Source organism: Saccharopolyspora aridisoli, from assembly GCF_004348445.1.
GTDB classification, from domain to species: domain Bacteria; phylum Actinomycetota; class Actinomycetes; order Mycobacteriales; family Pseudonocardiaceae; genus Saccharopolyspora; species Saccharopolyspora aridisoli.
Genome location: NZ_SMKV01000024.1, coordinates 43,445 through 67,115, shown reverse-complemented (window position 1 = coordinate 67,115; position 23,671 = coordinate 43,445). Strand labels below are relative to the sequence as shown.

Here is a 23,671-nt window from a genome sequence, read left to right as displayed (position 1 = left end):
TGGGCGATTCTATGCGACGGCGTCCACGGCGTTTCGCGGTGATCCGACCCGCCCGAGCTCAGCGGTGCTGCGCACGCGCCGAAGCGTAGAGGCAGACGGCGGCGGCCGTGGCCAGGTTCAGGCTCTCGGCCTGACCGTGGAGCGGCACTCGCAGCGTCGTGTCCAGCTGGGCTTTGACCTCGTCGCGCAGGCCGTGGGCCTCGCTGCCGAATACCCACGCGGTCGGCTCGGCGAGCTCGCCCGCGCGGTCGGCTGTGTCGAGGTCGCCGGCGGCGTGGCCGTCGGCGCCGACCAGCCGCAGCCCGGCGTCCCGGCACGCCGCCAGCACCGCGCTGACATCGCGATCACGAGCGATCGGCAGGTGGAACAGGCTGCCCGTCGAAGCGCGCACCGCCTTGCCGTTGTAGGCGTCGACGGTGTCACCGGCGAACAGCACCGCACCGGCCCCGGCCGCGTCGGACACGCGCACCACGGTCCCGGCGTTGCCCGGGTCGGCGATGCCGACCAGCACCGCGACCAGCTTCGGCCGATGCGCCAGGGCGGCGACCGGATCGGTGCGCGGCAGGTCGCACACCGCCACGACGCCCTGCGGGGTGACCGTCTCAGACAGCGACGCGGCGGCCTTGTCGGTCACCTCGCGCACCGGTACACCCGCCAGGACCGCCCGCTCGGCGAGCTCGGCGTGTCGCGGCTGCTCGGTGACGAACAGTTCCCGCACCCGCAGCCGGTCGTCGGCGTGCGCGGTCAGCGCCTCGCCCACGGCCTGCGCGCCCTCGGCGAGGAACGCGCCGGCCTTCTCCCGACCTGCGCGGCGGGTGAGCTTACGAGCGACCGCGACCCGGGACGATCGCTCGGTGAGCGGTGTCCCGGGTCGCGAATCGGAAGTGCTCTCGGCGATCAGGCCGCACTCTCCGGCAGGTTCTTGCGCGCCACGTCGACCAGCGCCTCGAAGGCCTGCGGGTCGTTGACGGCGAGCTCCGCCAGGATCTTGCGGTCGACCTCGACCTCAGCGGCCTTCAGGCCCTGCACGAACTTGTTGTAGCTCAGGCCGTGCTGCCGGGTCGCGGCGTTGATGCGGGTGATCCACAGCTTCCGGAACTCGCCCTTGCGAGCGCGGCGGTCCCGGTAGGAGTAGGTCATCGAGTGGAGCATCTGCTCCTTGGCCTTGCGGTACAGCCGGGAGCGCTGACCGCGGTAACCGCGTGCCGACTCGAGAACTGTGCGGCGCTTCTTCTGGGCGTTGACCGCCCGCTTGACGCGTGCCACGGGGTCCGTCCTGTTATCTCATCAGGGGCGGCGGATTGACCGCCCAATGCGGGTGGCTGGATGGCTTGCGATGCCGGACTGCTGCTCCCTCAGGGCGCAGCGGGGAAGGCGGCGTCAGCGACCCAGCAGCTTGTTGATGCGCTTGACGTCGGCCTTGGCGACCGCTTCGGTGCCTTCGAGGCGACGGGTGACACGGCTGGACTTCTTCTCCAGGATGTGCCGGCGACCGGCCTGCTCGCGCCGCAGCTTGCCCGAACCAGTCACCTTGAAGCGCTTCGAGGTGCCCTTGTGGGTCTTGTTCTTCGGCATCTTCCGTCCTCGTTTCGTACTGGAGCCGGGTGGGGGCGCGGCCAGCGTCCCGACCCGGCCTCACATCACGAGCCCTGGCGGCGGCGTACGACTACGCGTTGGCCTTGGGCTTGGTCTTGTTGGTCTTGTGCGGCGCCAGAACCATGATCATGTTCCGACCGTCCTGCTTCGGGGTCGCTTCGATGAACCCGAGCTCGGAAACATCATCGGCCAGTCGCTGCAACAGGCGGAAGCCCAACTCGGGCCGCGACTGCTCGCGACCGCGGAACATGATCGTCACCTTGACCTTGTGACCCTGACCGAGGAAGCGGGACACGTGGCCCTTCTTCGTCTCGTAGTCGTGCGGGTCGATCTTCGGCCGGAGCTTCTGCTCCTTGATGACGGTCTGCTGCTGGTTGCGACGCGATTCGCGAGCCTTCTGCGCGCTCTCGTACTTGAACTTGCCGTAGTCCATGAGCTTGCAGACCGGCGGGCGCGCCTGCGGGGCGACCTCGACAAGGTCCAGATCCGCTTCCTGGGCCAGGCGCAGGGCGTCCTCGATGCGGACGATCCCGACCTGCTCACCGTTGGGCCCGACGAGTCGGACTTCCGGAACCCGGATGCGGTCATTGATGCGCGTCTCGGAGCTGATGGGGCCTCCTCGGTTCGATGGCTGTGTGTACTGCACACCACGGCGTGTAGAGCTCACCCCGGAATGCGAAGGTCCCGCTGGCTTCCGCTCGTGCGGATACCGCGGGACCCTGACTCCAAACCGATCGAACCGGTATCAGCCGATACCGTTCGCACCGCCGACGCCACGCAGGACATCGGCAGGACCGGAACCCGGCGGCCTCAGCGGCTGCTCGGGTGGGAGCGGGGCTCCACTTTGCCGCCCCCGCCGCAGCGGGGGCTGGTCGTGCGTGTCAGGGTAGCAGGCGTGAGCGAACCGCAGCCAACCACTCCCACGAACGACACGACCGGTGCCGGTGAACCGGCACACGACGCGGATGTGGAGCTCAACGTACGCGAGCTCTCCGATGTTCCCAGCGTCGAGGTCATCAGCCGCGCTGCGGTGATGCTCATGTCCGCCGCCGCGGAGAAGCTCGGGCTCGCTGACGACGACCCCGAGGCCACCCCGGTGCGCGACCTGGACGAGGCCCGCAGGCTGATCACCGGACTGGCCGGCCTGATCACCGCCTCGGTCGAGTACCTCGGACCGCACGCCGGTCCGCTGCGCGAGGGACTGCAGTCCCTGCAGCGCGCCTTCCGCGAGCACTCCGCCCACCCGGACGCCCCGGGTCAGGGACCGGGCGAGAAGTACACCGGCCCCGTCTACTGACGGTTGCCCAGCTCCCGGGAGATCTCCGCAGCCGTTCGGCGGAGATCCGGGAGCCAGCCGAGCAGGCCCTCCCAGGAGAGCAGCACCTTCGGCACTGAGATCGACATCGCCGCCACGGCATCCCCGCGGTGGTTGCGCACCGGCGCAGCGATGCAGTGGGTGAACTCCTCGTGCTCGCTGCGGTCCACCGAGTACCCCTGCGCGCGGACGCGCTCCAGCTCCGCCAGGTAGCGCTCGGCCGAGTCGATGGTGTTCGCGGTCAGCTTCGGGTAGGCGATCCGCTGCGCCAGGCGTTCGCGGCGCTGCTGCGAGAGGTCGGCGACCAGGACCTTGCCCACCGCCGTGCAGTGCAGCGGGGCTCGTCGGCCGATGCGGGAGTACATCCGGACCGCGTGGACGCTGTCGACCTTGTCGACGTAGACGACTTGGTCCTCGTCGAGGGTCGCCAGGTGGATCGTGTGCCCGGTGCGCTCCCCCAGCGCGTCGAGGAACGGACGGGCGACGTCGCGGGCGTCCAGGTCGTCCAGCGCCTGGTGGGCGAGCGCGAACACGGCGCTGCCCAGCCGGTAGCGGTGCAGGTCCTCGCGGCGGACGAAGCGATCGGTCTCCAGCGTGCGCAGCAGGCGCATCGCCGTCGTCTTGTGCACGCCGAGCCGCTGGGCGAGACCGTCGAGCGTTTGCGGCCCCTCGGCCAGTGCGGTGAGCGCGGCGAGTCCGCGCTCCAAGCTCTGACTCACCGGCGTCTCCGATCATCGTTGACTCGACGAAGCGGGCAATGCTACACACCTGAGTCGTTCTTCGCGCAACATTCGTTGCAACAAGCGCAACAGGAGGTCGGCAGTGCCCGCAGCAGGGATCAACACCGAAGCGATCCGCGCGTTGCGCGAGGAGACCATCGACTGGCGGTTCAAGGGCATGCCGCCGAACGCGTCCGGCAAGACCGCCGGAGAGTTCCTGGCCATGAGGCCGACGCTGTGGGAAGCCGGTTTCACCGGTCCGCTGCTGACCCTCGACGACACCGCGTTGGAGCACAACCTGCGCACCATGGCCGCTTGGTGCGACGAGCACGGCTTGCGGATCGCTCCGCACGGCAAGACCACGATGGCGCCACGGCTCTTCGAGCGGCAGCTGGAGCACGGCGCGTGGGGCATCACCGCGGCCAACATCAGTCAGCTGCGCGTGTACCGGGCGTTCGGCGTCCAGCGGATCCTGCTCGCCAACGAGCTCGTCGACCCGCAGGGCCTGACCTGGCTGTCCGCCGAGCTCGACGCCGACCCGGACTTCTCGTTCTGCTGCTACGCGGATTCGCTGCGCGGGGTCGAGCAGATGGTGTCCGCGCTGGCCGCGCACGGCGGGACGCGGCCGGTGGACGTGCTGGTGGAGTTCGGCGTCTCCGGCGGCCGGACCGGCGCGCGCACGGTGTCGCAGGCGCGAGCGGTCGCTGCGGCGGTGGCCGCCGAGCACCGGCTGCGCCTGGTCGGGGTGTCGGGCTACGAGGGCGAGGTGGCGCACGACATCGAGGAGTCCTCGCTGTCGGCCATCGACGACTACCTCAACGAATTCCGCTCCCTGGTCCTGGAATTCGCCGAGGCAGGCTACTTCGACGGGCTGGACGAGGTCATCGTCAGCGCGGGCGGCAGCGCCTACTTCGACCAGGTCGCCGAGGCGCTGACCCGACCGTGGCCGGAGGCACTGCCGGTGGTGCCGGTGCTGCGCAGCGGCGGGTACCTGCTGCACGACGACGGCTTCTACCGGGTGCGCTCGCCGTTCGGCCGCCGGCACCGGCTGGCCGGTGCCGAGTCGCCGTTCCGGCCGGCGATGCGGGTCTGGGCGCAGGTCGTGTCGCACCCAGAAGCCGACCTGGCGCTGCTGACGATGGGACGCCGCGACGTCTCGTTCGACCAGGGACTGCCGGAACCGCAGGTGATCGGGGGGGCGGACGGCGAGATCCGCGAGCTCGCCGACGGTTCCTGCCACGTGTCGGGCCTGGCGGATCAGCACGCGTTCCTCAGGCTCACCGGGGCCGAGGTGCGCGTCGGCGACTGGATCGGCTTCGGCCTGTCCCACCCCTGCACGGTCTTCGACAAGTGGTCGCTGATCCCGGTGGTCGACGGCGAGCACGTCACCGACCTGGTGCGCACCTACTTCTGAGGACTCAGCGGGTGGCGGTCACGGTGGCAACCGCCACCCGCTTCAGGTCAGTCCAGGACTGCGAGGGCGTCGATCTCGCACAGCAGGCCGGCCGGGAGGCCGACGTAGACGGTCGTGCGAGCCGGGAAGGGCTCGCCGACGACGCGGGCGTAGACCTCGTTCATCTCGGCGAACTGCGAGGTGTCGGTGAGGTACACGCGCAGCATCAGCACGTCCTGCAGCGATCCGCCTTCGGCCTCGATGATCGCGATGACGTTGCGCAGGCACTGCTCGGTCTGCTCGGCGACACCGCCCTCGACGACCTTGCCGGTCGCCGGGTCGACCGCGGTCTGACCGGAGACCTGCAGGATGTTGCCCTTGCGCACGCCCTGCGACAGCGGGATGTTCGCCGGCGGCTTCGGTGCGGCGTCGGTGCTCACCACGGTCCTGCTCATGTCGGTGTCCTTCCACGGATGTCGGCGTCGTGAAGCGGGATTTCGGTACGCAGCCGATCTTCATTGCTTCCACCGAGAATGGTACTTACCATTCGATCACCCGGTGCAGACCAACCGCCCGGAGTGATCGGAGGAACGACCCCCACTCATGGACATCGTCTATCGCGGCGCGCGAGTCGTCGACGGCGACGGCGGCCCGGGGTTCCTCGCCGACGTCGGAGTCGACCAAGGACGCATCGCCGAGATCGCCGACGCGGGAACGCTGAGCGGACGCCGGCGCATCGACGCCGACGGGCTCGTGCTGGCACCCGGGTTCGTGGACATGCACGCGCATTCGGACCTGCAGCTGCTGGCCGAACCGGCCCACACCGCGAAGGTCTCCCAGGGCGTCACGCTGGAAGTCATCGGCCAGGACGGGCTGTCCTACGCCCCGGTCGACGACGACGCGCTGGTGACCCTGCGCGCGCAGCTGGCCGGCTGGAACGACGATCCGCCGGGTTTCGAGTGGAACTGGCGCAGCGTCGCCGAGTACCTCGACCGGCTCGACACCGGCATCGCCACCAACGCCGCCTACCTCGTCCCGCAGGGCACGCTGCGCCTGCTGTGCGCGGGCTACGACGACCGGCCGGTCACCGAGGACGAGCTGAACCGGATGCGCGAGGTCCTCGCCGAATCGTTGGCCGAAGGCGCTTTCGGCATGTCGTCCGGGCTGACCTACACACCCGGGATGTACGCCGACACCGCCGAGCTGGCCGCGTTGTGCGAGGTGGTGGCCTCACACGGTGGCTACTACAGCCCGCACCACCGCAGCTACGGCGCCGGTGCGCTCGCCGCCTACGAAGAGATGATCGAGGTGAGCCGGACCTCGGGGTGCCCGCTGCACCTGGCGCACGCGACGATGAACTTCGGCGTCAACGCCGGAAGGGCCGGCGAACTGCTGGCGATGCTCGACGCGGCGCTCGACGACGGCTGCGACATCACCCTCGACACCTACCCGTACCTGCCGGGCAACACCTCGCTGCACGCGCTGCTGCCGAGCTGGGCGATGGCGGGCGGCGTCACCGCGACCCTGGAGCGGTTGCGGGATCCCGCGCTGCGGCAACGGGTTCGCCGGGAGCTAGAGGTGGAGGGCTCCGACGGCTGCCACGGCGTTCCGGTCGAGTGGGACACCATCGAGATCAACGGCGTCCGCGAACCGGACAACGCCCACCTGGTGGGTCGCAGCGTCGCCGAATCGGCGCTGGCCGCCGGGGCGCAGCCGACCGAGTTCTACTTCGACGTGCTCATCAGCGAGCGGCTGGGCGCGTCCTGCCTGATGCACGTCGGTCACGAGGACAACGTGCGAGCCATCATGCGCCACCGCACCCACACCGCGGGCAGCGACGGGTTGCTGGTCGGCGCGCGCCCGCACCCGCGCGCTTGGGGCACCTTCCCCCGCTACCTCGGCCACTACGTGCGCGAACTCGGCGTGCTGGGACTTGAGGAGTGCGTGCGGAACATGACCTCGCGCCCCGCCGACCGGCTCGGACTCACCGACCGAGGACGGATCCGGGAAGGCCACGTCGCCGACCTGGTGCTGTTCGATCCCGACACCGTCCGCGACACCGCGACCTTCGACGAGCCCCGGCAGCAGGCCGTCGGCATCCCGCACGTGCTGGTCAACGGCGTTCCGGCGATCGACGACGGCAACCGCACCGACGCCCTCCCCGGACGCGCGCTGCGCAAGAACCGCTAGGAGCCGTCGAGAGATGCGGCGGAGCAGGAGCAGCCGTTCCAGGTGTGGGACTCGGCTCGCACCGCCGCGGGTTCTCCAGCGGCTTCGCGGCGAGCACGCCGCGACGCCGTGCACCGGCACGCACAAGTCGTGGCGCTCGGAGACCGCGAAGCCGCTCGAGCTCTTCCGCTACCCGCACCGCCACGCGAAGCAATCGCCGAAGGATGCCCAGGAGGCCACGTGTTCTTGAACTGGTTGCAGCACGAGACGTCCGGCCTGCTCACGTTGTGCGCCGCCGGGATCGCGGTGCTGCTGGTGATGATCATCCGATTCCGGATCGAACCGTTCATCGCGTTGCTGGTCACCGGGCTGCTCATCGCGCTGGCCGCCGGGCTTCCCGTGGAGGACATCGTCGGCACCGCGCAGAAGAGCAGCGACTCCCTGCTCGAAGGCGGTTTCGCCAGCATCCTCGGGCACATCACCGCCATCATCGGCCTCGGCACCATCCTCGGCTCCATGCTGGAGGCATCGGGTGGCGCGCAGCTGCTGACCCGGAAGCTCCTCGGGGCGTTCGGGGAGGACCGGGCTCCGCTGGCGATGGGGCTGTCCGGGCTGATCTTCGGGATCCCGGTGTTCTTCGACATCGGCATCTTCGTGCTCGCACCGCTGGTCTACGTGGTGGCACGGCAGGGCAAGCGCTCGATCCTGCTGTACTGCCTGCCGCTGGTGGCCGGGCTGTCGATGACCCACGCGTTCCTGCCGCCGCACCCCGGGCCGGTCGTGGCCGCGGGGCTGCTGGGCGTGGACCTCGGGTGGATCATCCTGATGGGGTTGGCCTGCGGGCTCCCGGCGTTCGTGGTGGCCGGTCTGCTCTACCCGGTGTGGATCGGCAAGCGGATCACCCTTCCGGTGCCCGCCGACATGCTCGCCACCGCCGACGAGCTCGCCGCCAAGCGCGAGGGCCAGCGCGATCCGTCGCTCGGCGTGGTCGCGCTGATCATCGGCTTACCGATGGTGCTGATCCTCGGCGCCACCTTCGGCAGCATCACGTTGCCCGAGGGCAGCGGCGCGCTGTCGGTGCTGACGTTCCTCGGGAACCCGACCGTGGCGTTGACGATCGCCGTCCTGCTGTCGTTCTGGTTGCTCGGAACCCGGCGCGGGATGACCGGGCGGGACCTGTCCGAGCTGACCAGCGGTGCGCTGCGCCCGCTGGGCATGCTGCTGCTGGTCGTCGGCGCGGGCGGCTTCTTCGGCAAGGTGCTCGCGGAGACGGGCGTCGGGGACGCCTTGGCCGGGTCGTTGCAGGGCGTGGGGTTGCCGATGATCGTGTCGGCCTACGTGATCAGCAGCGGACTGCGGATCGCCCAGGGATCGGCGACCGTGGCGATCGTGACCACCGGTGGGATCGTGGCTCCGCTGGTCGGTTCGGCCGGGCTGTCGCAGGCCCAGCTCGCGCTGATCGCGGTCGCGATCGCCGCCGGTTCGATCATCGCCTCGCACGTCAACGACGGCGGGTTCTGGATCATCTCGCGGTACTTCGGGATTCCCGTGAGCGACATGCTCAAGACCTGGACCGTCCTGGAGACGCTGCTGTCGCTGGTGGCCTTCGGCATGGCGGCCGGCATCTCGCTCATGGTCGCGTGAGAGCGCACCCGTCTTCGGTCCCCGGGAGGCGATTTCGCGAAATCGCCACGGGTGGTGAACCGTTTCGGGGCTTAGCGCCTATGGCGGCGGTCGGTTAGGCCGTTCTGGTCTAGTCCACCTGTGGCCACTGCGACAGACTTCGCTTCTGCCGTGTCCACTAGCTGGGAGAACGTCGTGGGTGACAGCTCGTTTTCGCGTCGTGGTTTCTTGAGCGCGGTCGGAGCTCTGAGCATTGCCGGAGCGACCGTCGGCTGCGCCACCGCCGCAGGCAGGCAGGGCGCGGCCGCGCCGCACCAGTTGCACCGGGCTCGCGAGGGCCTGATGACGTTCATCGGCAGCTACACCAGCTCGCAGCCCGCCGGCCGAGGCGTGGACATCGCGATGCGCGACATGAGCGGGGCGCTCGCCCCCTCCGGCACCCTCGACGGGATCTCCGACGCCTCGTTCTTCGCCTGGTCGCCCGACCACACGTCCCTGTACGTGACCAACGAGCAGCAGCAGGGCTCGATCACCGCGATCGACGTCAGCACCCACGCACCCGAAGTGATCAACACCGCGCCCAGCGGTGGGAGCTCGCCGACCCACCTGTCGGTGCACCCGAGCGGGGAGTTCCTGCTCACCGCCCACTACGGGGACGGCACCGTGGCGGTGCACCGGCGCAACCCCGACGGGAGCATCGGCGAGCACACCTGCCTGGTGAAGCACCCCGGGGCTGAGCCGCACGCGCACCAGGTCGTCGTCGACCCCAGCGGGAAGTGGGTTGTGACCGTCGACCTCGGCTCCGACTCGGTGTTCGTCCACGCCTTCGACGCCGGGAAGCTCACCCAGCACCAGCAGCTCCGGCTGCCCGCGGGCACCGGACCCCGGCACCTGGTGTTCGAGGGCACCACCGCCTACCTGCTGGCCGAGCTGAACTCCACGATCACCGTGCTCGCCTGGGACCCCGGGGCCGGCGCGCTGACCGCCGGGCAGGTCATCAGCAGCCGCGCGCCCGAGGCGACCGGCGAGAACTTCCCCGCCGAGATCGCGATGTCCCGGGACGGCCAGTTCGTCTACGCCTCCAACCGCGGCGACGACACCATCGCCACCTTCGGCGTCGAGAACGGTTCGCTGGTGTTCAGGGCCGTCACGCCCACCGGCGGCAACTGGCCCCGGCACTTCGCCCTGGACCCCGAGGAGACCTCGCTGTTCGTGGCCAACCAACGCGCGGGCACGATCACGCGCCTGGCGCGCGACACCGACACCGGCGCGCTGGCTCCCACCCCGGACAGCTACGCGTGCCCCTCGGTCGCGGTCATCACCTTCCACGGCTGATCCGTCCACAACGGACCGTTCACCGCTCTTCCCGTCGATGTCGGCGAATTCCACCACGCTCGACTCGACTCGGTTCGGCGACGAAGAGCGGTCGTGGCCCCGCTCCGGCGAGGTCCGAATCCCCGGCGTCCCCGCCACCCGGGCCCACAAGGCAACAGCACATCGGAGACCAGCAATGCGCGCAGGAAAAGCCATCATCGTCGCCGCCGTCGCTGCGCTGCTCACGGCCTGCGGACCACCGCAGGTGCAGCAGACCGGCCCCGCGGTCGACGAACGCACCGGAACGCTGCGGGTCTGGCTCTTCGACGAGGCCAACCGCGCGCCCAAGCAGGCCACCGTGGACGAAGCGGTGGCGCGGTTCGAACGCGAGCACCCCGGCGTCGAGGTCGACGTGCAGTACATCGCGGTGGAGACGAGGTCCGAGCGCTTCACCGGCGCGTTCAACGATCCCGCCAGCGCCCCGGACGTCGCCGAGGTCGGCAACACCGACCTCGCGGGCTACGTCGCCGCAGGCGGGCTGGCCGATGTGACCGAGAAGCTGCCGCAGTGGCCGGAATCCGCCGACCTCTCCCCCTCCGCGCTGGACACCGCTCGAGTCGAGGGCAAGGTCTTCGGCGTTCCCTGGTACACCGGGGTGCGCGCGTTGTACTACCGCACCGACGTGTTCGACGAGCTCGGACTGCAGCCACCGCGCACCACCGCCGAGCTGCTGGCCACGGCGCAGCGCATCCGCTCCGAACGTCCCGACCTCTACGGCATCGCCACCGGCGGCAAGTACCACTACGCGCTGATGCCGTTCATCTGGGCGGCGGGTGGCGACCTGGCTCGCCAGGAGGGCCAGCGCTGGGTGTCCACGATCGACAGTCCGGAAGCGCAGCGCGGCATCGAGACCTACGCCGAGATGATCACCAGCGGCGCGTGCCCGCCCGAGCAGTGCTCCGACATGACCGGCAGCCAGAGCGTGCAGGCGTTCGCCTCCGGCAAGGCCGCGATGACCATCGGCGGCGACTTCAACCGCAAGGCCGTCGACGCGGGCGTGGCAGGCAAGTACGGCGTCGTGCCGCTGCCGGGCGACGCGATCGGCTCCACCGCCCCGGCCTTCGCGGGCGGGAACCTGCTGTCCGTGCTCAAGTCCTCGCAGCGAGCGACCCTGGCGCGCGAGTTCGTCCAGCTGCTCGCGGGCAAGGAGTACCAGCGCAAGATGTACGGCGCGATGGGCAACCTGCCGACGTTCATCGACGTCCAGGGCGAGGTGGCCGAGCACGACCCGGCCGCGGCTCCGTTCGTGATGACGCTGCGCGGCGGAACGCACTTCGTGCCCGCCACCGAGGCGTGGTCGAAGATCGACGCGCAGGGCGTGCTTCCCACGATGGTGCAGCAGGTCGTGCGCGGCACCCCGGTGTCCGAGGCATCGGCGCAGGCAGCGGCGCAGATGGACGCGGCCTTCGAAGGCCGATGATGGCGCTGCTCTACCTGGCACCGGCGGCGCTGCTGCTCGTCGGCATGATGGGCTACCCGCTGTACCAGCTGGTGCAGATCTCGCTCTACGAGTACGGCCAGGCGCAGGCTTCCGGCGGTGCGCCGCTGGAGTTCCTGGGCGCGGGCAACTACCTGGCGCTGCTCGGTGACGCGCACTTCTGGACGATCCTGCTGCAGACATGCGTCTTCGCCGCGATCTGCGTGCTGGGAAGCCTGGTGACCGGCATCGGGCTGGCGGTGCTGGCCACCAAGGTCTCGCCGCTGCCCCGGATCATGCTGTTCCTGGCGGCCATCGGTGCCTGGGCCACGCCCGCGGTGGCCGGCTCGACGGTGTGGCTGTTCCTGTTCGACCAGGACTTCGGGCTGATCAACGAGGCGCTGACCGGCATCGGCATCAGCGGTGCCGAGGGCATGTCGTGGACCTACGACAAGTACCTCGCCTTCGGCTTGGTGGCCGCCGAGGTGATCTGGTGTTCCTTCCCGTTCGTGCTCGTCACCACTTACGCGGGGCTCATCGGGATTCCGGGCGAGGTGGTGGAGGCCGCCGCGCTGGACGGGGCTTCGACGTGGCGGACCACGCGCAGCGTGCTGCTGCCGATGCTGCGCCCGGTGCTGGTCATCGCCACCATCCAATCGATCATCTGGGATTTCAAGGTGTTCACGCAGGTCTACGTGATGACCAACGGCGGCGGTGTCGCCGGGCAGAACATGGTGCTCAACGTCTACGCCTACCAGGAGGCGTTCGCGGCCTCGAACTACGGTCTGGGCTCGGCGATCGGCGTGGTGATGACCGCGCTGCTGCTGTTGATCACGCTGCTCTACCTGCGGGCGCAGCGCGGGAACGGGGTCCTGTCATGAGACGTCCACGCGCCGTCGCCAACACCGCCGCGGTCGTGATCGCGGTCCTGGTGGCGTTTCCGCTCTACTGGATGGTGCTTTCGGCATTCAAACCGGAAGCCGAACTCCAGACCGCCGATCCGCGCCCCTGGACCACCGCGCCGACCCTGGACGGGTTCCGCCGGGTCCTCACCGTCGACGGACTGGGCGGCTACTTCCTCAACAGCCTCCTCGTCGCAGGCGCCGTGGTCCTGCTGTCGCTGCTGATGTCGTTCCTCGCTGCGGTGGCGCTGACCCGGTTCCGGATCAAGGGTCGTGCCGTGCTGCTGCTCATGCTGCTGGTGGCGCAGATGGTCCCGGTGGAGGCCCTGACCATCCCGCTGTTCTTCCTGATGCGCCAAGTCGGTTCGGCGGCACCGGCTTTCGGGCTCAACCACCTGGGTTCGCTCGTGCTGGTGCACCTGGCGTTCAGCCTGCCCTTGGCCATCTGGATGCTGCGCGGATTCGTCGCCGCCGTCCCGGTGGAGCTGGAGGAAGCGGCCACTCTCGACGGCGCGAGCCGCACGCGGTTCGTCTGGCAGGTGCTGTTCCCGCTCGTGGCTCCGGGACTCGTTGCCACCAGCGTGTTGTCGTTCATCCACGCGTGGAACGACTTCCTGTTCGCCAGAACGTTCATCATCTCGGCGACGGAGAACCAGACGCTGCCGATGGCGATCCTGGTATTCTTCAGCCCGCAGGGCAACGACTGGGGCGCGATCATGGCAGGCTCCACGCTGATGACCATTCCGGTTCTGATCTTCTTCGTGCTCGTCCAGCGGAACCTGGTGTCGGGACTCTCCGGCGCGGTGAAGGGATGAGCTTCCACTCGCTGCTGCCGCGTCCGCGGCGCGTCGAGTGCGCCCCAGGGCAGCTGTCGCTGGACATCCGCACCAGCGTCGGCGGTGACCCGAGCGTGGCGCGGTGGTTCCGCAGGCACGTCGGTGCCGCGACGGGACTTCCGCTGCCGCTCGCCGCCAAGCCCACCATCGAGTTCCGCATCGATCCCCACATCGACGGCCACCGCCTGGAGATCAGCCCCGCCAAGGCCGTGGTGACCGCGCAGCACACCGCCGCCGCGCACCACGCGGCGCAGACGCTCCGGCAGCTGCTCCCGCCGGACGCGTTCCGCCGCGCCCCCATCCACGACGAGCCGCTCTCGTTGCCGTGCGGGGTGATCGAGGACCACCCCCGGTTCGGCTGGCGCGGCTGCCACCTCGACGTCGCCCGGCACTTCGTGGCCAAGCGAGAGGTCCTGCGGTTCGTCGACCTGCTGGCGATGCACAAGCTCAACGTCCTGCACCTGCACCTCACCGACGACCAGGGCTGGCGCATCGAGGTCCCGCAGCACCCGGAGCTGACCCGCATCGGCTCGTGGCGCGAGCGTTCCATGGTCGGCCGCGGCGAGGTGCCCGAGTACGACCGGCAGCCGCACGGCGGCTACTACACCACCGAAGACCTGCTGGAGATCGTTTCCTACGCCGCCGAGCACCACATCACGGTGGTGCCCGAGATCGACGTCCCCGGGCACAGCCAGGCCGCCATCGCCGCCTACCCCGACCTGGGTGCCGGCGGCCCCGTTGGCGTGTGGGACTCGTGGGGGGTCAGCGACCGGATCCTGGCTCCCCGGCGGGCCACCGTGGACTTCTTCCGCGACGTGCTGGACCACGTGATGTCCATCTTCCCGTCGCCGGTGATCTGCCTCGGCGGCGACGAGGTCCCAGGCGCCACGTCGGCGCACGGCGCACTGCTGCGGCGGTTGCTGGAGCACGTGCACGATCACGGCCGCCGCACATCGGCGTGGGACGACGCCATGCAACTGGTCTCGCTGCCGACGGAAACCATCGTGCTGAGCTGGCAGGACGTGCAGGCGGTCGCCCGCGCGGCCGAAGCCGGCAACGATGTGCTGCTGTGCCCGGAAACGCACTTCTACCTGGACCACCGGCAATCGGACGAGCCCGACGAGCCGATCCCGGTCGGGTTCCTCAACACCCTGGAGAACGTCTACGCCTACGAGCCGCCGACCGAACGCGTTCTCGGCCTGCAGGCGCAGGTGTGGACCGAGCAGCTCGACTCCGCCGCCCGCATCGACTACGCCGCTTTCCCCCGGCTGTGCGCGTTCGCCGAGGTCGCCTGGAGCAACGAGCGGGACCCGGCGGAGTTCCACCACCGCCTCGCACACCACCACCTGCCGCGCCTGGACGCCTACGGCGTCGAGTACCGGCCCCTCGACGGCCCCTACCCCTGGCAGCTGCGTCCCGGTATCGAGGGCAGACCTCGCTGAGCGGTGCTCGCGCCAGGAACGACGCGGGTGGGGTCCGGACCGGCCCGGACCCCACCCACCGGCTCTGCCCTAGGCTTCGGCCTTGACCGGGTCCCGGGGCTCCCAGCACTCGACGCCGGTCAGCTCCGGCAGGCGGTCCCGGGTGAAGACCGGGTCGAGGCCCTGCTCGCGCTGCTCGTTGTAGTCGCGCAGCAGCTTCAACGCGACCGCGCTCAGCGGAGCGATGGCGGCGAGGTTGACCAGGGCCATGACGCCCATCGTGGTGTCGGCGAGGTTCCAGATCAGGTCCGAGGATCCGATCGCGCCCAGGAAGACCACGACCAGCACGCCCCACTTGTAGCCGGCCCGCATCGCTCTGCTGCGGGTCAGGAAGCCCACGTTGGACTCGCCGTAGTAGTAGTTGCCCAGCACCGAGGTGAACGCCACCAGCAGGATGATCAGCGTCATCAGGTGCAGCGACCAGTCGCCGAGGTTGTTCTGCAGCGCCGTCTGGGTCATCGAGGCGCCGCGGTCCTCGTCACCGAAGGTCGGGTTGGACAGCAGCACGATGAACGCCGTGGTCGAGCACACCAGCAGCGTGTCCACGTAGACACCGAGGGTCTGCACCAGGCCCTGCTTGACCGGGTGGCTCACCGAGGCGGTGGCACCGGCGTTCGGGGCCGAACCCAGACCGGCCTCGTTGGAGAACATGCCCCGCCGCACGCCCTGCACGATCGCCGCACCGATGCCGCCGCCCGCGATCGCCTCGAAACCGAAGGCGTGCGCGAAGATCTGCGCGATGACGCCGGGCACCGCGTCGATGTTGAGCACCACGATGATCAGGCCGAGCAGCATGTAGAGACCGGCCATGAACGGCACCAGCAGCTCCGCCGTCTGCGCGATCCGGCGCACGCCACCGAAGATGATCAGCGCGGTCAGCGCGACCAGCGCCACGCCCAGGACCGGCTGCATCCAGCCGTTCGAACCCATGCCGGTGGCTTCGGCCGACGTGACGACGGCGTCGACGATCGTGTTGGCCTGCACGGCGGTGAACACGAAGCCGAACGTCACCGTGATGACCACGGCGAAGAGCACGCCCATCCAGCGCGCCCGCAGGCCGTGCAGCATGTAGTAGGCCGGGCCGCCGCGGAAACCGGACTCGTCCCGCACCTTGTAGAGCTGCGCGAGGGTGGATTCCACGAAGCTGGCCGCGCCCACGATCAGACCCATCGTCCACATCCAGAACACCGCACCCGGGCCGCCCAGCGCGATGGCGGTGGCCACGCCTGCGATGTTGCCGGTTCCGATGCGGGCGGCGGCGGAGATCGCGAACGCCTGGAACGACGAGATCGCCTTCCGGCCGTCTTCGGCGATCTCGGCCTTGCCGCCCATCGCGCGGATCATCTCGGGGATCATCCGGATCTGCACGGCTTTCGAGCGAACGGTGAAGTACAGGCTCAGCACCGCGAGCACGGGGATGATGATGTAAAGCCAGAACGTGTCGTTCAGCGCGACGATCGCGTCGTTGAGCGCTTCCACGGGCACTCCCTTTCCGCTTGTGGCGCGGGAACTCTCGCGTCAGCGGACGCCAGGAGTGCGGCGCCCGATGACGTTCACCGCGGGCAGTCCAAGCGCGGGCCGCCATGTGGTGGCGACCCGCGCATTGGCGGAAAGGTTACAAACACGTTGGAATGGGTGCCCTGGTGGGTGCCCGACTGGCATTCAGCCCAGCACTTGGGTGAGGAACCGGCCGGTGTGGCTGTCCTCGATCTCGGCGATGTCCTCGGGCATCCCCTCGGCCAGCAGCAGACCGCCGCCGTTGCCGCCCTCGGGGCCCATGTCCAGGATCCAGTCGGCCGTCTTCACGACGTCGAGGTTGTGCTCGATGACGATCACCGTGTTGCCCTTGTCGACCAGGCCGTTGAGCACGCCGAGCAGCTTGCGGATGTCCTCGAAGTGCAGACCCGTGGTCGGCTCGTCGAGGATGTAGACCGTCTTGCCGGTGGAGCGCTTCTGCAGCTCGCTGGCGAGCTTGACGCGCTGCGCCTCACCGCCCGACAGCGTCGGGGCGGGCTGCCCCAGCCGCACGTAGCCCAGGCCGACGTCCACCAGCGTCTTGAGGTGCCGGTGGATGGCGTTGATCGGCTCGAAGAACTCGGCGGCCTGCTCGATCGGCATGTCGAGGACCTCGGCGATCGTCTTGCCCTTGTAGTGCACCTCCAGGGTCTCCCGGTTGTACCGGGCGCCCTTGCACACCTCGCACGGGACGTAGACGTCGGGCAGGAAGTTCATCTCGATCTTCAGCGTGCCGTCGCCCGCGCACGACTCGCAGCGGCCGCCCTTGATGTTGAACGAGAACCTGCCCGGCTGGTAACCGCGCACCTTCGCCTCGGTGGTGGCCGCGAACAGCTTGCGGATGTGGTCGAACACGCCGGTGTAGGTGGCGGCGTTGGACCGCGGCGTGCGACCGATCGGCGACTGGTCGACCTGCACCAGCTTGTCGACGTGCTCCAGGCCCTTGACCCGGGTGTGCCTGCCCGGAACCTGCCGCGCGCCGTTGAGCTTGTTCGCCAGCACGGACGCGAGGATGTCGTTGACCAGGGTCGACTTCCCCGAACCGGACACACCGGTCACCGCGGTCAGCAGTCCCAGCGGGAAGGACACGTCGATCTTGCGCAGGTTGTGCTCACGCGCGCCGACCACGGTCAGCTGCCGCTTGCGGTCCGGGACCCGGCGCTCGGTCGGCACCGGGATCTCCTTGCGCCGCGCCAGGTACGCACCGGTCAGCGACTCCTTGTTCTCCAGCAGCTCCTCGTAGGGACCGCTGTGCACGACCTTGCCGCCGTGCTCACCGGCACCGGGACCGATGTCGACCACCCAGTCGGCGCTGCGCACGGTGTCCTCGTCGTGCTCGACGACGATGAGGGTGTTGCCGAGGTCGCGCAGCCGGCTCAGCGTCTCCAGCAGGCGGTGGTTGTCGCGCTGGTGCAGCCCGATCGAGGGCTCGTCGAGCACGTAGAGCACACCGACCAGGCCGGACCCGATCTGCGTGGCCAGCCGGATGCGCTGCGCCTCGCCACCGGAGAGGGTCCCCGCCGCGCGGTCCAGCGACAGGTAGTCCAGGCCGACGTCGAGCAGGAAGCCCAGCCTGGCCTGGATCTCCTTGAGCACGGCACCGGCGATCATCTGCTCGCGCGGTCCCAGGACCAGCGCGTTGAGGAACTCCGCGCAATCGGCCACGCTCAGCGCGCTGACGTCGGCGATGGAGAGCTCGTCGTGCTCGTCCTCCATGGTCACGGCCAGGATCTCGGGCTTGAGGCGGGTGCCGTCGCAGGCCGGGCACGGCACGTCGCGCATGTAGCCCTCGTACTTCTCGCGCGCGTAGTCCGACTCGGTCTGCTCCAGCCGCCGCTCCAGGAACGGGATGACGCCCTCGTAGCTGGCGTAGTAGGAGCGGGTGCGGCCGTAGCGGTTGCGGTAGCGCACGTGCACCTGGTCGTCGGTGCCGTGCAGCACCGCCTTCTTGACCTTGGTGGGCAGCTGGCGCCACGGGGTGTCCATCCGGAACCCGATGGCCTCCGACAGGGAGGTCAGCAACCGGGAGAAGTACTCGGCGGTGTGCCCACCTGCCCACGGCGCGATCGCCCCGTCGCCCAGCGAGAGGTCTTCGTCGGGCACGACCAGCTCGGGGTCGACTTCCTTGCGGATGCCCAGGCCCGCGCACTCGGGACAGGCGCCGTAGGGCGAGTTGAAGGAGAACGATCGGGGTTCGAGCTCGTCAACGCCCAGCGCGTGCCCGTTCGGGCAGGCCAGGTTCTCGGAGAACTTGCGCTCGCGGGCGGGGTCGGACTCGTCGAGGTCGATGAACTCGACCAGCACCAGCCCGTCGGCCAGCCGCAGCGCGGTCTCGACCGAGTCGGTGAGCCGCTGCTTGGCGCTGGGCTTGACGGTGAGCCGGTCGATGACGACCGCGATGTCGTGCTTCTCCTGCTTCTTGAGCTTCGGCGGCTCGTCGAGCGGGTGCACGACGCCGTCCACTCGGGCGCGGGCGTAGCCGGAGGAGCGCAGCTGCTCGAAGAGGTCGACGTACTCGCCCTTGCGTCCGCGCACCACCGGCGCCAGCACCTGGAACTTCGCCCTCTCGGGCATCTCCAGGACCTGGTCGACGATCTGCTGCGGGGTCTGCTTGCTGATCGCCTCACCGCAGGTCGGGCAGTGCGCCTTGCCCGCGCGGGCGTAGAGCAGCCGCAGGTAGTCGTAGACCTCGGTGATGGTGCCCACCGTGGACCGCGGGTTGCGGCTGGTGGACTTCTGGTCGATCGACACCGCCGGGGACAGGCCCTCGATGAAGTCCACGTCGGGCTTGTCCATCTGGCCGAGGAACTGCCGCGCGTAGGCGGACAGCGACTCCACGTAGCGGCGCTGCCCCTCCGCGAAGATGGTGTCGAAGGCCAAGCTCGACTTGCCCGAGCCGGAAAGCCCGGTGAACACGATCAGGCTGTCCCGGGGCAGGTCGAGGTCGATCCCGCGCAGGTTGTGCTCACGGGCGCCGCGAACGACGAGGCGGTCAGCCACGGTGATCCCTTCGAGAAGTTCTGGTGTTGCGCGAGCGCGCCGACTGCGAGCGGCCGCCTGCTTCAGGCAGCGGGACCGCCGGCGCGGCATCAGGTCGCGACGTTGCGACGTCCATGCTATTCGGGGCCACCGACAGTCTCGGACCGACGGCTTCCGGTACCGAGCACCTTCACCGGCCGTCACCCCAACGTGTGAGATGCTGCGTGATCCGGCGGTGGCTGCCCCTCACGACGATACGCAAAGTCGCCCGCATTGGGCACTGTCCCCGATGTGTCCTGCACCTTTACGCTCAGGGCTTCACGTTCTCGCCGAATCGACCCTCCCCCTCTCCCCCACGTGAGGTAGAGCCATGGCTGACATCGTCCTCGGTACCGGCCGATGGTCCGCTGCCGCCCTGGCAGACGAGGTCACGAACCGGCGAGCCGCCGTGCGGCACGCCACGGAGGTCCTGGTGCGCTCCGCGTCCGGCCTCGACGAGATCTCGGTCCGGCAACCCAGCCTGCTGCCGGGCTGGAGCCGTTCGCACGTGCTCACCCACCTGGCCCGCAACGCCGACGCCTGCTGCAACCTCCTGCTGTGGGCCCGCACCGGCATCGAGCACCCGATGTACGCCAGCCGCGAGGACCGCGACCAGGACATCGAGGAAGGCTCCTCGCGCAGCCACCTGCTGCTGATGGAGGACCTGATCGCCTCCAGCGACCGGTTCGCCGTGGCGGCTCGGGACATGCCCGATTCCGACTGGACTGCCGAGGTCTCCCTCTCCGGCGGCGACGTCATCCCCGCTCTCCACGTCCCGCGGCTTCGGCTGCTGGAGCTCTGGGTGCACCTGGTCGACCTCGACCACGACGTGGACTTCACCGACATCCCCACCGCCGATGCCGAGATGTTGCTGGAGGACGTGGTCCAGTTCTTCGGTGGGCGACTGGACGTGCCCGCGCTCACGCTGGAGGTCGACTTCGGCGATCACCGCCGCGGTTGGGACCTGCGAGGCACCACGTCGCGACCGGCGGCTGTCTCCGGCGAGCCCGGCCCGATGCTGGGCTGGCTGCTCGGTCGCACGGGCCCCGGCGAGCTGCGCGGCGACGCACCCGAACTGCCCGAGTGGCTGTGAGCCCGATCTTGCGGCCGACGCCGGGCCGCGGGCGTTAGGCTCACGGGCGTGGAGCTTCAAGCTGAGTACACCGGACACGTGGAGCCCGGCGGCGCGGCCGCGCGCCGGGACCTGGACGCGCTGACCATCACCAAGATCTCGGTCGGCCCGATGGACAACAACGCCTACCTCCTGGTGTGCAAGAACACCGGGGACGCGTTGCTGGTGGACGCGGCCAACGACCCCGAACGGCTGAGCGACCTGCTCGGTCACGACGAGCGGCGGCCCCGGCTGCGCACCATCGTCACCACCCACCAGCACGGCGACCACTGGCAGGCGCTGGGCGCCGTGGCCGGCGCGACCGGCTGCTTCACCGTGGCGCACCCCGCCGACGCCGACGAGCTGCCGGTGCCGCCGGACCACCTGGTCGAGCACGGCGACACCATCGCGGTCGGCGACTCGGAGCTGTCGGTGATCCACCTGCGCGGGCACACGCCGGGTTCGATCGCCCTGGTCTACCGGGACCCGGCGGGCCACCCGCACCTGTTCACCGGCGACTCGCTGTTCCCGGGCGGGGTGGGCCGCACGACCTCGCGGGAGGACTTCACGTCGCTGGTGGACGACGTGGAGACCCGGGTCTTCGGCGAACTGCCGGACGACACCTGGTTCTACCCTGGCCACGGCGACGACTCCACCCTCGGCGCCGAGCGTCCCAAGCTCGCCGAGTGGCGCGAACGCGGCTGGTGATGGACGGCGGGGGAAGTTCCCGGTGGGACTTCCCCCGCGCCCGGCGTGCGCACCGATGTGGCTGCGGTCGTCGGAGCCCCCGCCTACTCTGACTGCCGGGAGCGCGAGCACCGGAGGTCGTCGTGAGCGAGGCCGTGAAGCTGGACATCGGGGGCACCGAGGTATCGGTGTCGCATCCGAACAAGGTGTTCTTCAAGACCCGCGGTGAGACCAAGCTGGACCTCGTGAACTACTACCGGGCGGTGGCCGGCCCGCTCCTGAGCACCCTGGGGGGTCGCCCGCTGCTGATGGAGCGCCATCCCGACGGGGCGAGCGGCAAGTCGTTCTTCCAGAAGCGGGTGCCCGCCTCGGCGCCGGAGTGGCTGCGCACGACCGTCGTCGAAACGCCCAACGGGACGACCAGCCACGCACTCGTGGCCGCTGATCTGGCGCACGTCGTCTGGGCGGTCAACATGGGTTGCCTGGGCTTCCACGTGTGGCCCTACCAGGAAGGGCGGCCGGAGCTCATCGACGAGCTGCGCATCGATCTCGACCCGTCGCCCGGAGTCGGCTTCGCCGAGGTGTGCGAGACCGCGGTGCTCACCCGCGACCTCCTCCGCGAGGACGGCATCGACGTGCGGCTGAAGACCTCCGGCTCACGCGGCCTGCACCTCTACGTCCCGCTGCGTCCCGAGTGGGACAGCTACCGGGTCCGTGCCGCAGCCGTGGCGCTGGCGCGCGAGCTCGAACGCCGCCACCCCGATCTGATCACCGCGAAGTGGTGGAAGGAGGAGCGGGGTCGGCGAGTTTTCGTCGACTTCAACCAGAACGCTCCGCACAAGACGGTTTTCGGCGCCTGGTGCGCCCGTCCCCGGGTGGGCGGGCAGGTGTCCACACCGATCGCGTGGGACGAGCTGGACGGCATCGACCCGGACCAGCTGACCATCGCCACGGTGCCAGACCGGCTCGCCGAGCGCGGTGACCCGTGGGCCGACACCCGGCCGCAGTCGATCCAACCGCTGCTGGAACGCTACGACCGGGACATCGCCGCCGGAGCGCAGGACGCGCCGTGGCCGCCGGTGTACCCGAAGCAGCCCAACGAGCCGCCCCGGGTGGCACCGAGCCGAGCCAAGCGCGACTGACCGAGAACCGTTCCCTTGCACCAGATTTCGCTAGGCCGACATGCGCGGGACCTCGCGGACCGCCGCAGCCACCCGGTGAGCCTCGGAATGGCAGTCGCCGCAGGTCTGCCACAGCCACGCCTCCTCGGTCGCGTCGGCCACGACTTCCTGGCTGCACAAGGTGCTGACGAGCATGCCGCTCGGATAGGCGTTGCCCCACGGCCGCTTGTCCAAGCTCGCGTGCCGGCTTCCGTCCGCCGGCACCCAGTGGAACGGATACATCGCTGCGCACATCCCCTCTTGTCGGTTCCGATCGGCGATTCCGCGTCCCGGAACGAGAATCGCGGCGGAACCCCCTCGACTCCGAAGCGACCTCGATCAAGACGAGACCAATGCTCGTGGTCTCGGGACCACTGCGGCAATTCCCCGAACGGATGACGCCATTCGGCGCACACGCCTGTGCGTGCTCGGGTGGTCACGCCGACCCCGACCCAGGGTGCCGTGCAATTCCGCACCTGAAATAAGCTGTGGTGCATGAGCGAGACCACTCCGGCACCGCGGGCGTACGTTCTCGGTGCGGAAATCCGGGATGCGAGGTCGCGTTCCGGTCTCGGGCTGCGCCAGTTAGCAGGACGTCTCGACGTTTCGCACTCCGTCGTCGTCCGCTGGGAGCGCGGTGAACGAGTGCCGTCGACCGAATCCGTGTCCGCCGTGTGCGCGGTGCTGGGCCTGTCGAGCCCGGCTCGCGATCGGCTGCTTCGGCTCACCCGTGAGGCGCAGGCCGAACCGCCCAACTCGGTGTCGGTCGGGTCAGTCGGTGAGGCCGATCAGCTCACCGCGCTGCTGGAGTTCGAGCGGATCGCCACGGCGATCACCGACGTCTCCCCGATCCTCATCCCCGGTCTGCTGCAAACCACCGAGTACGCGCGCGCGATCATGGGCACCGGCATCCCGGAGCACGAGGTCTCCACCCGCGTGGCGGTCCGGCTCGGTCGGCGCGAGGTCATCACCCGCCACCAAGAACCCGTGCGGTACACGGCGTTCCTGCTCGAATCGGTGCTGCACCAGCCCATCGGCGGCCGAGCCGTGCTGATCGACCAGCTGCGGCACGTCCGCGACATGAGCGCTCGCGACAACATCGACATCCGGATCATCCCGCTGTCCGCGGGATGGACCCCCGCGCACGCCGGACCCTTCGTGCTCCTCGAGTTCGCCAAGGCTTCCCCCGTCGTGCACCTCGAACACCACAGGTCCAGCGCGTTCCTGCGCGATCCCGGCGACGTGACGGCTTTCGTCAAGGCCGGGAGGGACTTGGGGCAATTCGCGATGAGCAGCGACGACTCGGTTCGCCTCGTCGACGAGATCATCCACCGAGAGGAGACAACACCGTGACG

22 protein-coding genes are annotated in these 23,671 nt (G+C 69.6%); 13 read left to right on the top strand and 9 right to left on the bottom strand.

Going from position 1 to position 23,671, the window contains the following annotated elements; genetic code table 11:
* Positions 1 to 58: 58 nt before the first annotated feature.
* The 4 genes from E1161_RS18755 to infC form a co-directional block, all read right to left on the bottom strand.
* A complete protein-coding gene (locus E1161_RS18755; protein ID WP_132625055.1) occupies positions 59 to 898 on the bottom strand; it encodes a TrmH family RNA methyltransferase in 840 nt (279 codons plus the stop codon).
* On the bottom strand, positions 898 to 1,266 hold the full coding sequence (gene rplT, locus E1161_RS18750) for a 50S ribosomal protein L20 (RefSeq protein WP_093415812.1): 369 nt from the start codon (positions 1,264 to 1,266) through the stop codon (positions 898 to 900). The genes E1161_RS18755 and rplT overlap by 1 nt, the downstream gene beginning before the upstream one ends.
* A gap of 114 nt (positions 1,267 to 1,380) precedes the next feature.
* Positions 1,381 to 1,575, bottom strand: coding sequence for a 50S ribosomal protein L35 (gene rpmI / locus E1161_RS18745; protein ID WP_093415814.1), 195 nt, complete (start codon positions 1,573 to 1,575; stop codon positions 1,381 to 1,383).
* A gap of 91 nt (positions 1,576 to 1,666) precedes the next feature.
* A complete protein-coding gene (gene infC, locus E1161_RS18740; protein WP_132625053.1) occupies positions 1,667 to 2,242 on the bottom strand; it encodes a translation initiation factor IF-3 in 576 nt (191 codons plus the stop codon).
* Positions 2,243 to 2,563: 321 nt separating this feature from the next.
* On the opposite strand from infC, the gene E1161_RS18735 reads away from it, so the two are divergent.
* Positions 2,564 to 2,893, top strand: a complete 330-nt coding sequence (locus E1161_RS18735; protein ID WP_132625079.1) for a DUF1844 domain-containing protein — start codon at positions 2,564 to 2,566, stop codon at positions 2,891 to 2,893.
* Here E1161_RS18735 and E1161_RS18730 read toward each other — a convergent pair.
* Positions 2,887 to 3,630 (bottom strand): IclR family transcriptional regulator, encoded by a 744-nt coding sequence (locus E1161_RS18730; protein WP_132625051.1) that lies wholly within the window; start codon positions 3,628 to 3,630, stop codon positions 2,887 to 2,889. The genes E1161_RS18735 and E1161_RS18730 overlap by 7 nt on opposite strands.
* Positions 3,631 to 3,808: 178 nt before the next feature.
* Here E1161_RS18730 and E1161_RS18725 point away from each other — a divergent pair, with 178 nt between their 5' ends.
* Entirely contained in the window at positions 3,809 to 5,044 is a 1,236-nt protein-coding gene (locus tag E1161_RS18725; protein WP_132625077.1) for an amino acid deaminase, read from the top strand.
* A 47-nt stretch (positions 5,045 to 5,091) separates the two neighbouring features.
* On the opposite strand, the gene E1161_RS18720 is transcribed toward E1161_RS18725, so the two are convergent.
* The gene (locus tag E1161_RS18720) at positions 5,092 to 5,478 is read right to left on the bottom strand and encodes a RidA family protein (RefSeq protein WP_132625049.1); all 387 of its coding nucleotides are present in this window, start codon (positions 5,476 to 5,478) and stop codon (positions 5,092 to 5,094) included.
* A gap of 148 nt (positions 5,479 to 5,626) precedes the next feature.
* Here E1161_RS18720 and E1161_RS18715 point away from each other — a divergent pair, with 148 nt between their 5' ends.
* The 7 genes from E1161_RS18715 (at position 5,627) to E1161_RS18685 (ending at position 14,786) form a co-directional block, all read left to right on the top strand.
* Entirely contained in the window at positions 5,627 to 7,213 is a 1,587-nt protein-coding gene (locus E1161_RS18715; protein ID WP_132625047.1) for an N-acyl-D-amino-acid deacylase family protein, read from the top strand.
* Positions 7,214 to 7,432: 219 nt separating this feature from the next.
* Positions 7,433 to 8,836: a GntP family permease gene (locus E1161_RS18710; protein WP_132625045.1), complete on the top strand. Its 1,404-nt coding sequence runs from the start codon at positions 7,433 to 7,435 to the stop codon at positions 8,834 to 8,836.
* Positions 8,837 to 8,986: 150 nt separating this feature from the next.
* Positions 8,987 to 10,150, top strand: a complete 1,164-nt coding sequence (locus tag E1161_RS18705) for a lactonase family protein (RefSeq protein ID WP_132625043.1) — start codon at positions 8,987 to 8,989, stop codon at positions 10,148 to 10,150.
* A gap of 175 nt (positions 10,151 to 10,325) precedes the next feature.
* Entirely contained in the window at positions 10,326 to 11,609 is a 1,284-nt protein-coding gene (locus E1161_RS18700) for an extracellular solute-binding protein (RefSeq protein WP_132625041.1), read from the top strand.
* Positions 11,609 to 12,487, top strand: coding sequence for a carbohydrate ABC transporter permease (locus E1161_RS18695; protein ID WP_235875141.1), 879 nt, complete (start codon positions 11,609 to 11,611; stop codon positions 12,485 to 12,487). Before E1161_RS18700 ends, E1161_RS18695 begins: the two co-directional genes overlap by 1 nt.
* The gene (locus E1161_RS18690; protein WP_132625037.1) at positions 12,484 to 13,323 is read left to right on the top strand and encodes a carbohydrate ABC transporter permease; all 840 of its coding nucleotides are present in this window, start codon (positions 12,484 to 12,486) and stop codon (positions 13,321 to 13,323) included. The genes E1161_RS18695 and E1161_RS18690 overlap by 4 nt, the downstream gene beginning before the upstream one ends.
* The gene (locus E1161_RS18685; protein ID WP_132625035.1) at positions 13,320 to 14,786 is read left to right on the top strand and encodes a beta-N-acetylhexosaminidase; all 1,467 of its coding nucleotides are present in this window, start codon (positions 13,320 to 13,322) and stop codon (positions 14,784 to 14,786) included. Before E1161_RS18690 ends, E1161_RS18685 begins: the two co-directional genes overlap by 4 nt.
* A gap of 69 nt (positions 14,787 to 14,855) precedes the next feature.
* Here E1161_RS18685 and E1161_RS18680 read toward each other — a convergent pair whose 3' ends face one another.
* A complete protein-coding gene (locus E1161_RS18680; RefSeq protein ID WP_132625033.1) occupies positions 14,856 to 16,304 on the bottom strand; it encodes an alanine/glycine:cation symporter family protein in 1,449 nt (482 codons plus the stop codon).
* Positions 16,305 to 16,487: 183 nt separating this feature from the next.
* Complete coding sequence (gene uvrA, locus E1161_RS18675; RefSeq protein ID WP_132625031.1) at positions 16,488 to 19,340, bottom strand: excinuclease ABC subunit UvrA; 2,853 nt, start codon at positions 19,338 to 19,340, stop codon at positions 16,488 to 16,490.
* Between the two features lie 349 nt (positions 19,341 to 19,689).
* Between uvrA and E1161_RS18670 the strand changes: the two genes are divergently transcribed.
* From E1161_RS18670 to ligD, 3 genes are all read left to right on the top strand, one after another.
* Positions 19,690 to 20,451: a maleylpyruvate isomerase family mycothiol-dependent enzyme gene (locus E1161_RS18670; protein ID WP_132625029.1), complete on the top strand. Its 762-nt coding sequence runs from the start codon at positions 19,690 to 19,692 to the stop codon at positions 20,449 to 20,451.
* 48 nt (positions 20,452 to 20,499) lie between these two features.
* On the top strand, positions 20,500 to 21,177 hold the full coding sequence (locus E1161_RS18665) for an MBL fold metallo-hydrolase (RefSeq protein WP_132625027.1): 678 nt from the start codon (positions 20,500 to 20,502) through the stop codon (positions 21,175 to 21,177).
* A gap of 122 nt (positions 21,178 to 21,299) precedes the next feature.
* A complete protein-coding gene (gene ligD / locus E1161_RS18660) occupies positions 21,300 to 22,298 on the top strand; it encodes a non-homologous end-joining DNA ligase (RefSeq protein WP_132625025.1) in 999 nt (332 codons plus the stop codon).
* Positions 22,299 to 22,328: 30 nt separating this feature from the next.
* On the opposite strand, the gene E1161_RS18655 is transcribed toward ligD, so the two are convergent.
* Entirely contained in the window at positions 22,329 to 22,559 is a 231-nt protein-coding gene (locus tag E1161_RS18655) for a zinc finger protein (RefSeq protein WP_235875140.1), read from the bottom strand.
* 252 nt (positions 22,560 to 22,811) lie between these two features.
* Here E1161_RS18655 and E1161_RS18650 point away from each other — a divergent pair, with 252 nt between their 5' ends.
* Positions 22,812 to 23,669: a helix-turn-helix domain-containing protein gene (locus E1161_RS18650; protein WP_132625021.1), complete on the top strand. Its 858-nt coding sequence runs from the start codon at positions 22,812 to 22,814 to the stop codon at positions 23,667 to 23,669.
* Positions 23,670 to 23,671: the final 2 nt, after the last annotated feature.

Bases quoted from the DNA above. Each gene is read 5' to 3' on its own strand.
- rpmI (WP_093415814.1), bottom strand. From the start codon at position 1,575: ATGCCGAAGAACAAGACCCACAAGGGCACCTCGAAGCGCTTCAAGGTG.
- E1161_RS18725 (WP_132625077.1), top strand. From the start codon at position 3,809: ATGCCGCCGAACGCGTCCGGCAAGACCGCCGGAGAGTTCCTGGCCATG.
- E1161_RS18720 (WP_132625049.1), bottom strand. From the start codon at position 5,478: ATGAGCAGGACCGTGGTGAGCACCGACGCCGCACCGAAGCCGCCGGCG.
- E1161_RS18715 (WP_132625047.1), top strand. From the start codon at position 5,627: ATGGACATCGTCTATCGCGGCGCGCGAGTCGTCGACGGCGACGGCGGC.
- E1161_RS18700 (WP_132625041.1), top strand. From the start codon at position 10,326: ATGCGCGCAGGAAAAGCCATCATCGTCGCCGCCGTCGCTGCGCTGCTC.
- E1161_RS18695 (WP_235875141.1), top strand. From the start codon at position 11,609: ATGGCGCTGCTCTACCTGGCACCGGCGGCGCTGCTGCTCGTCGGCATG.
- E1161_RS18690 (WP_132625037.1), top strand. From the start codon at position 12,484: ATGAGACGTCCACGCGCCGTCGCCAACACCGCCGCGGTCGTGATCGCG.
- E1161_RS18685 (WP_132625035.1), top strand. From the start codon at position 13,320: ATGAGCTTCCACTCGCTGCTGCCGCGTCCGCGGCGCGTCGAGTGCGCC.
- E1161_RS18670 (WP_132625029.1), top strand. From the start codon at position 19,690: ATGGCTGACATCGTCCTCGGTACCGGCCGATGGTCCGCTGCCGCCCTG.
- E1161_RS18655 (WP_235875140.1), bottom strand. From the start codon at position 22,559: ATGTATCCGTTCCACTGGGTGCCGGCGGACGGAAGCCGGCACGCGAGC.
- E1161_RS18650 (WP_132625021.1), top strand. From the start codon at position 22,812: ATGAGCGAGACCACTCCGGCACCGCGGGCGTACGTTCTCGGTGCGGAA.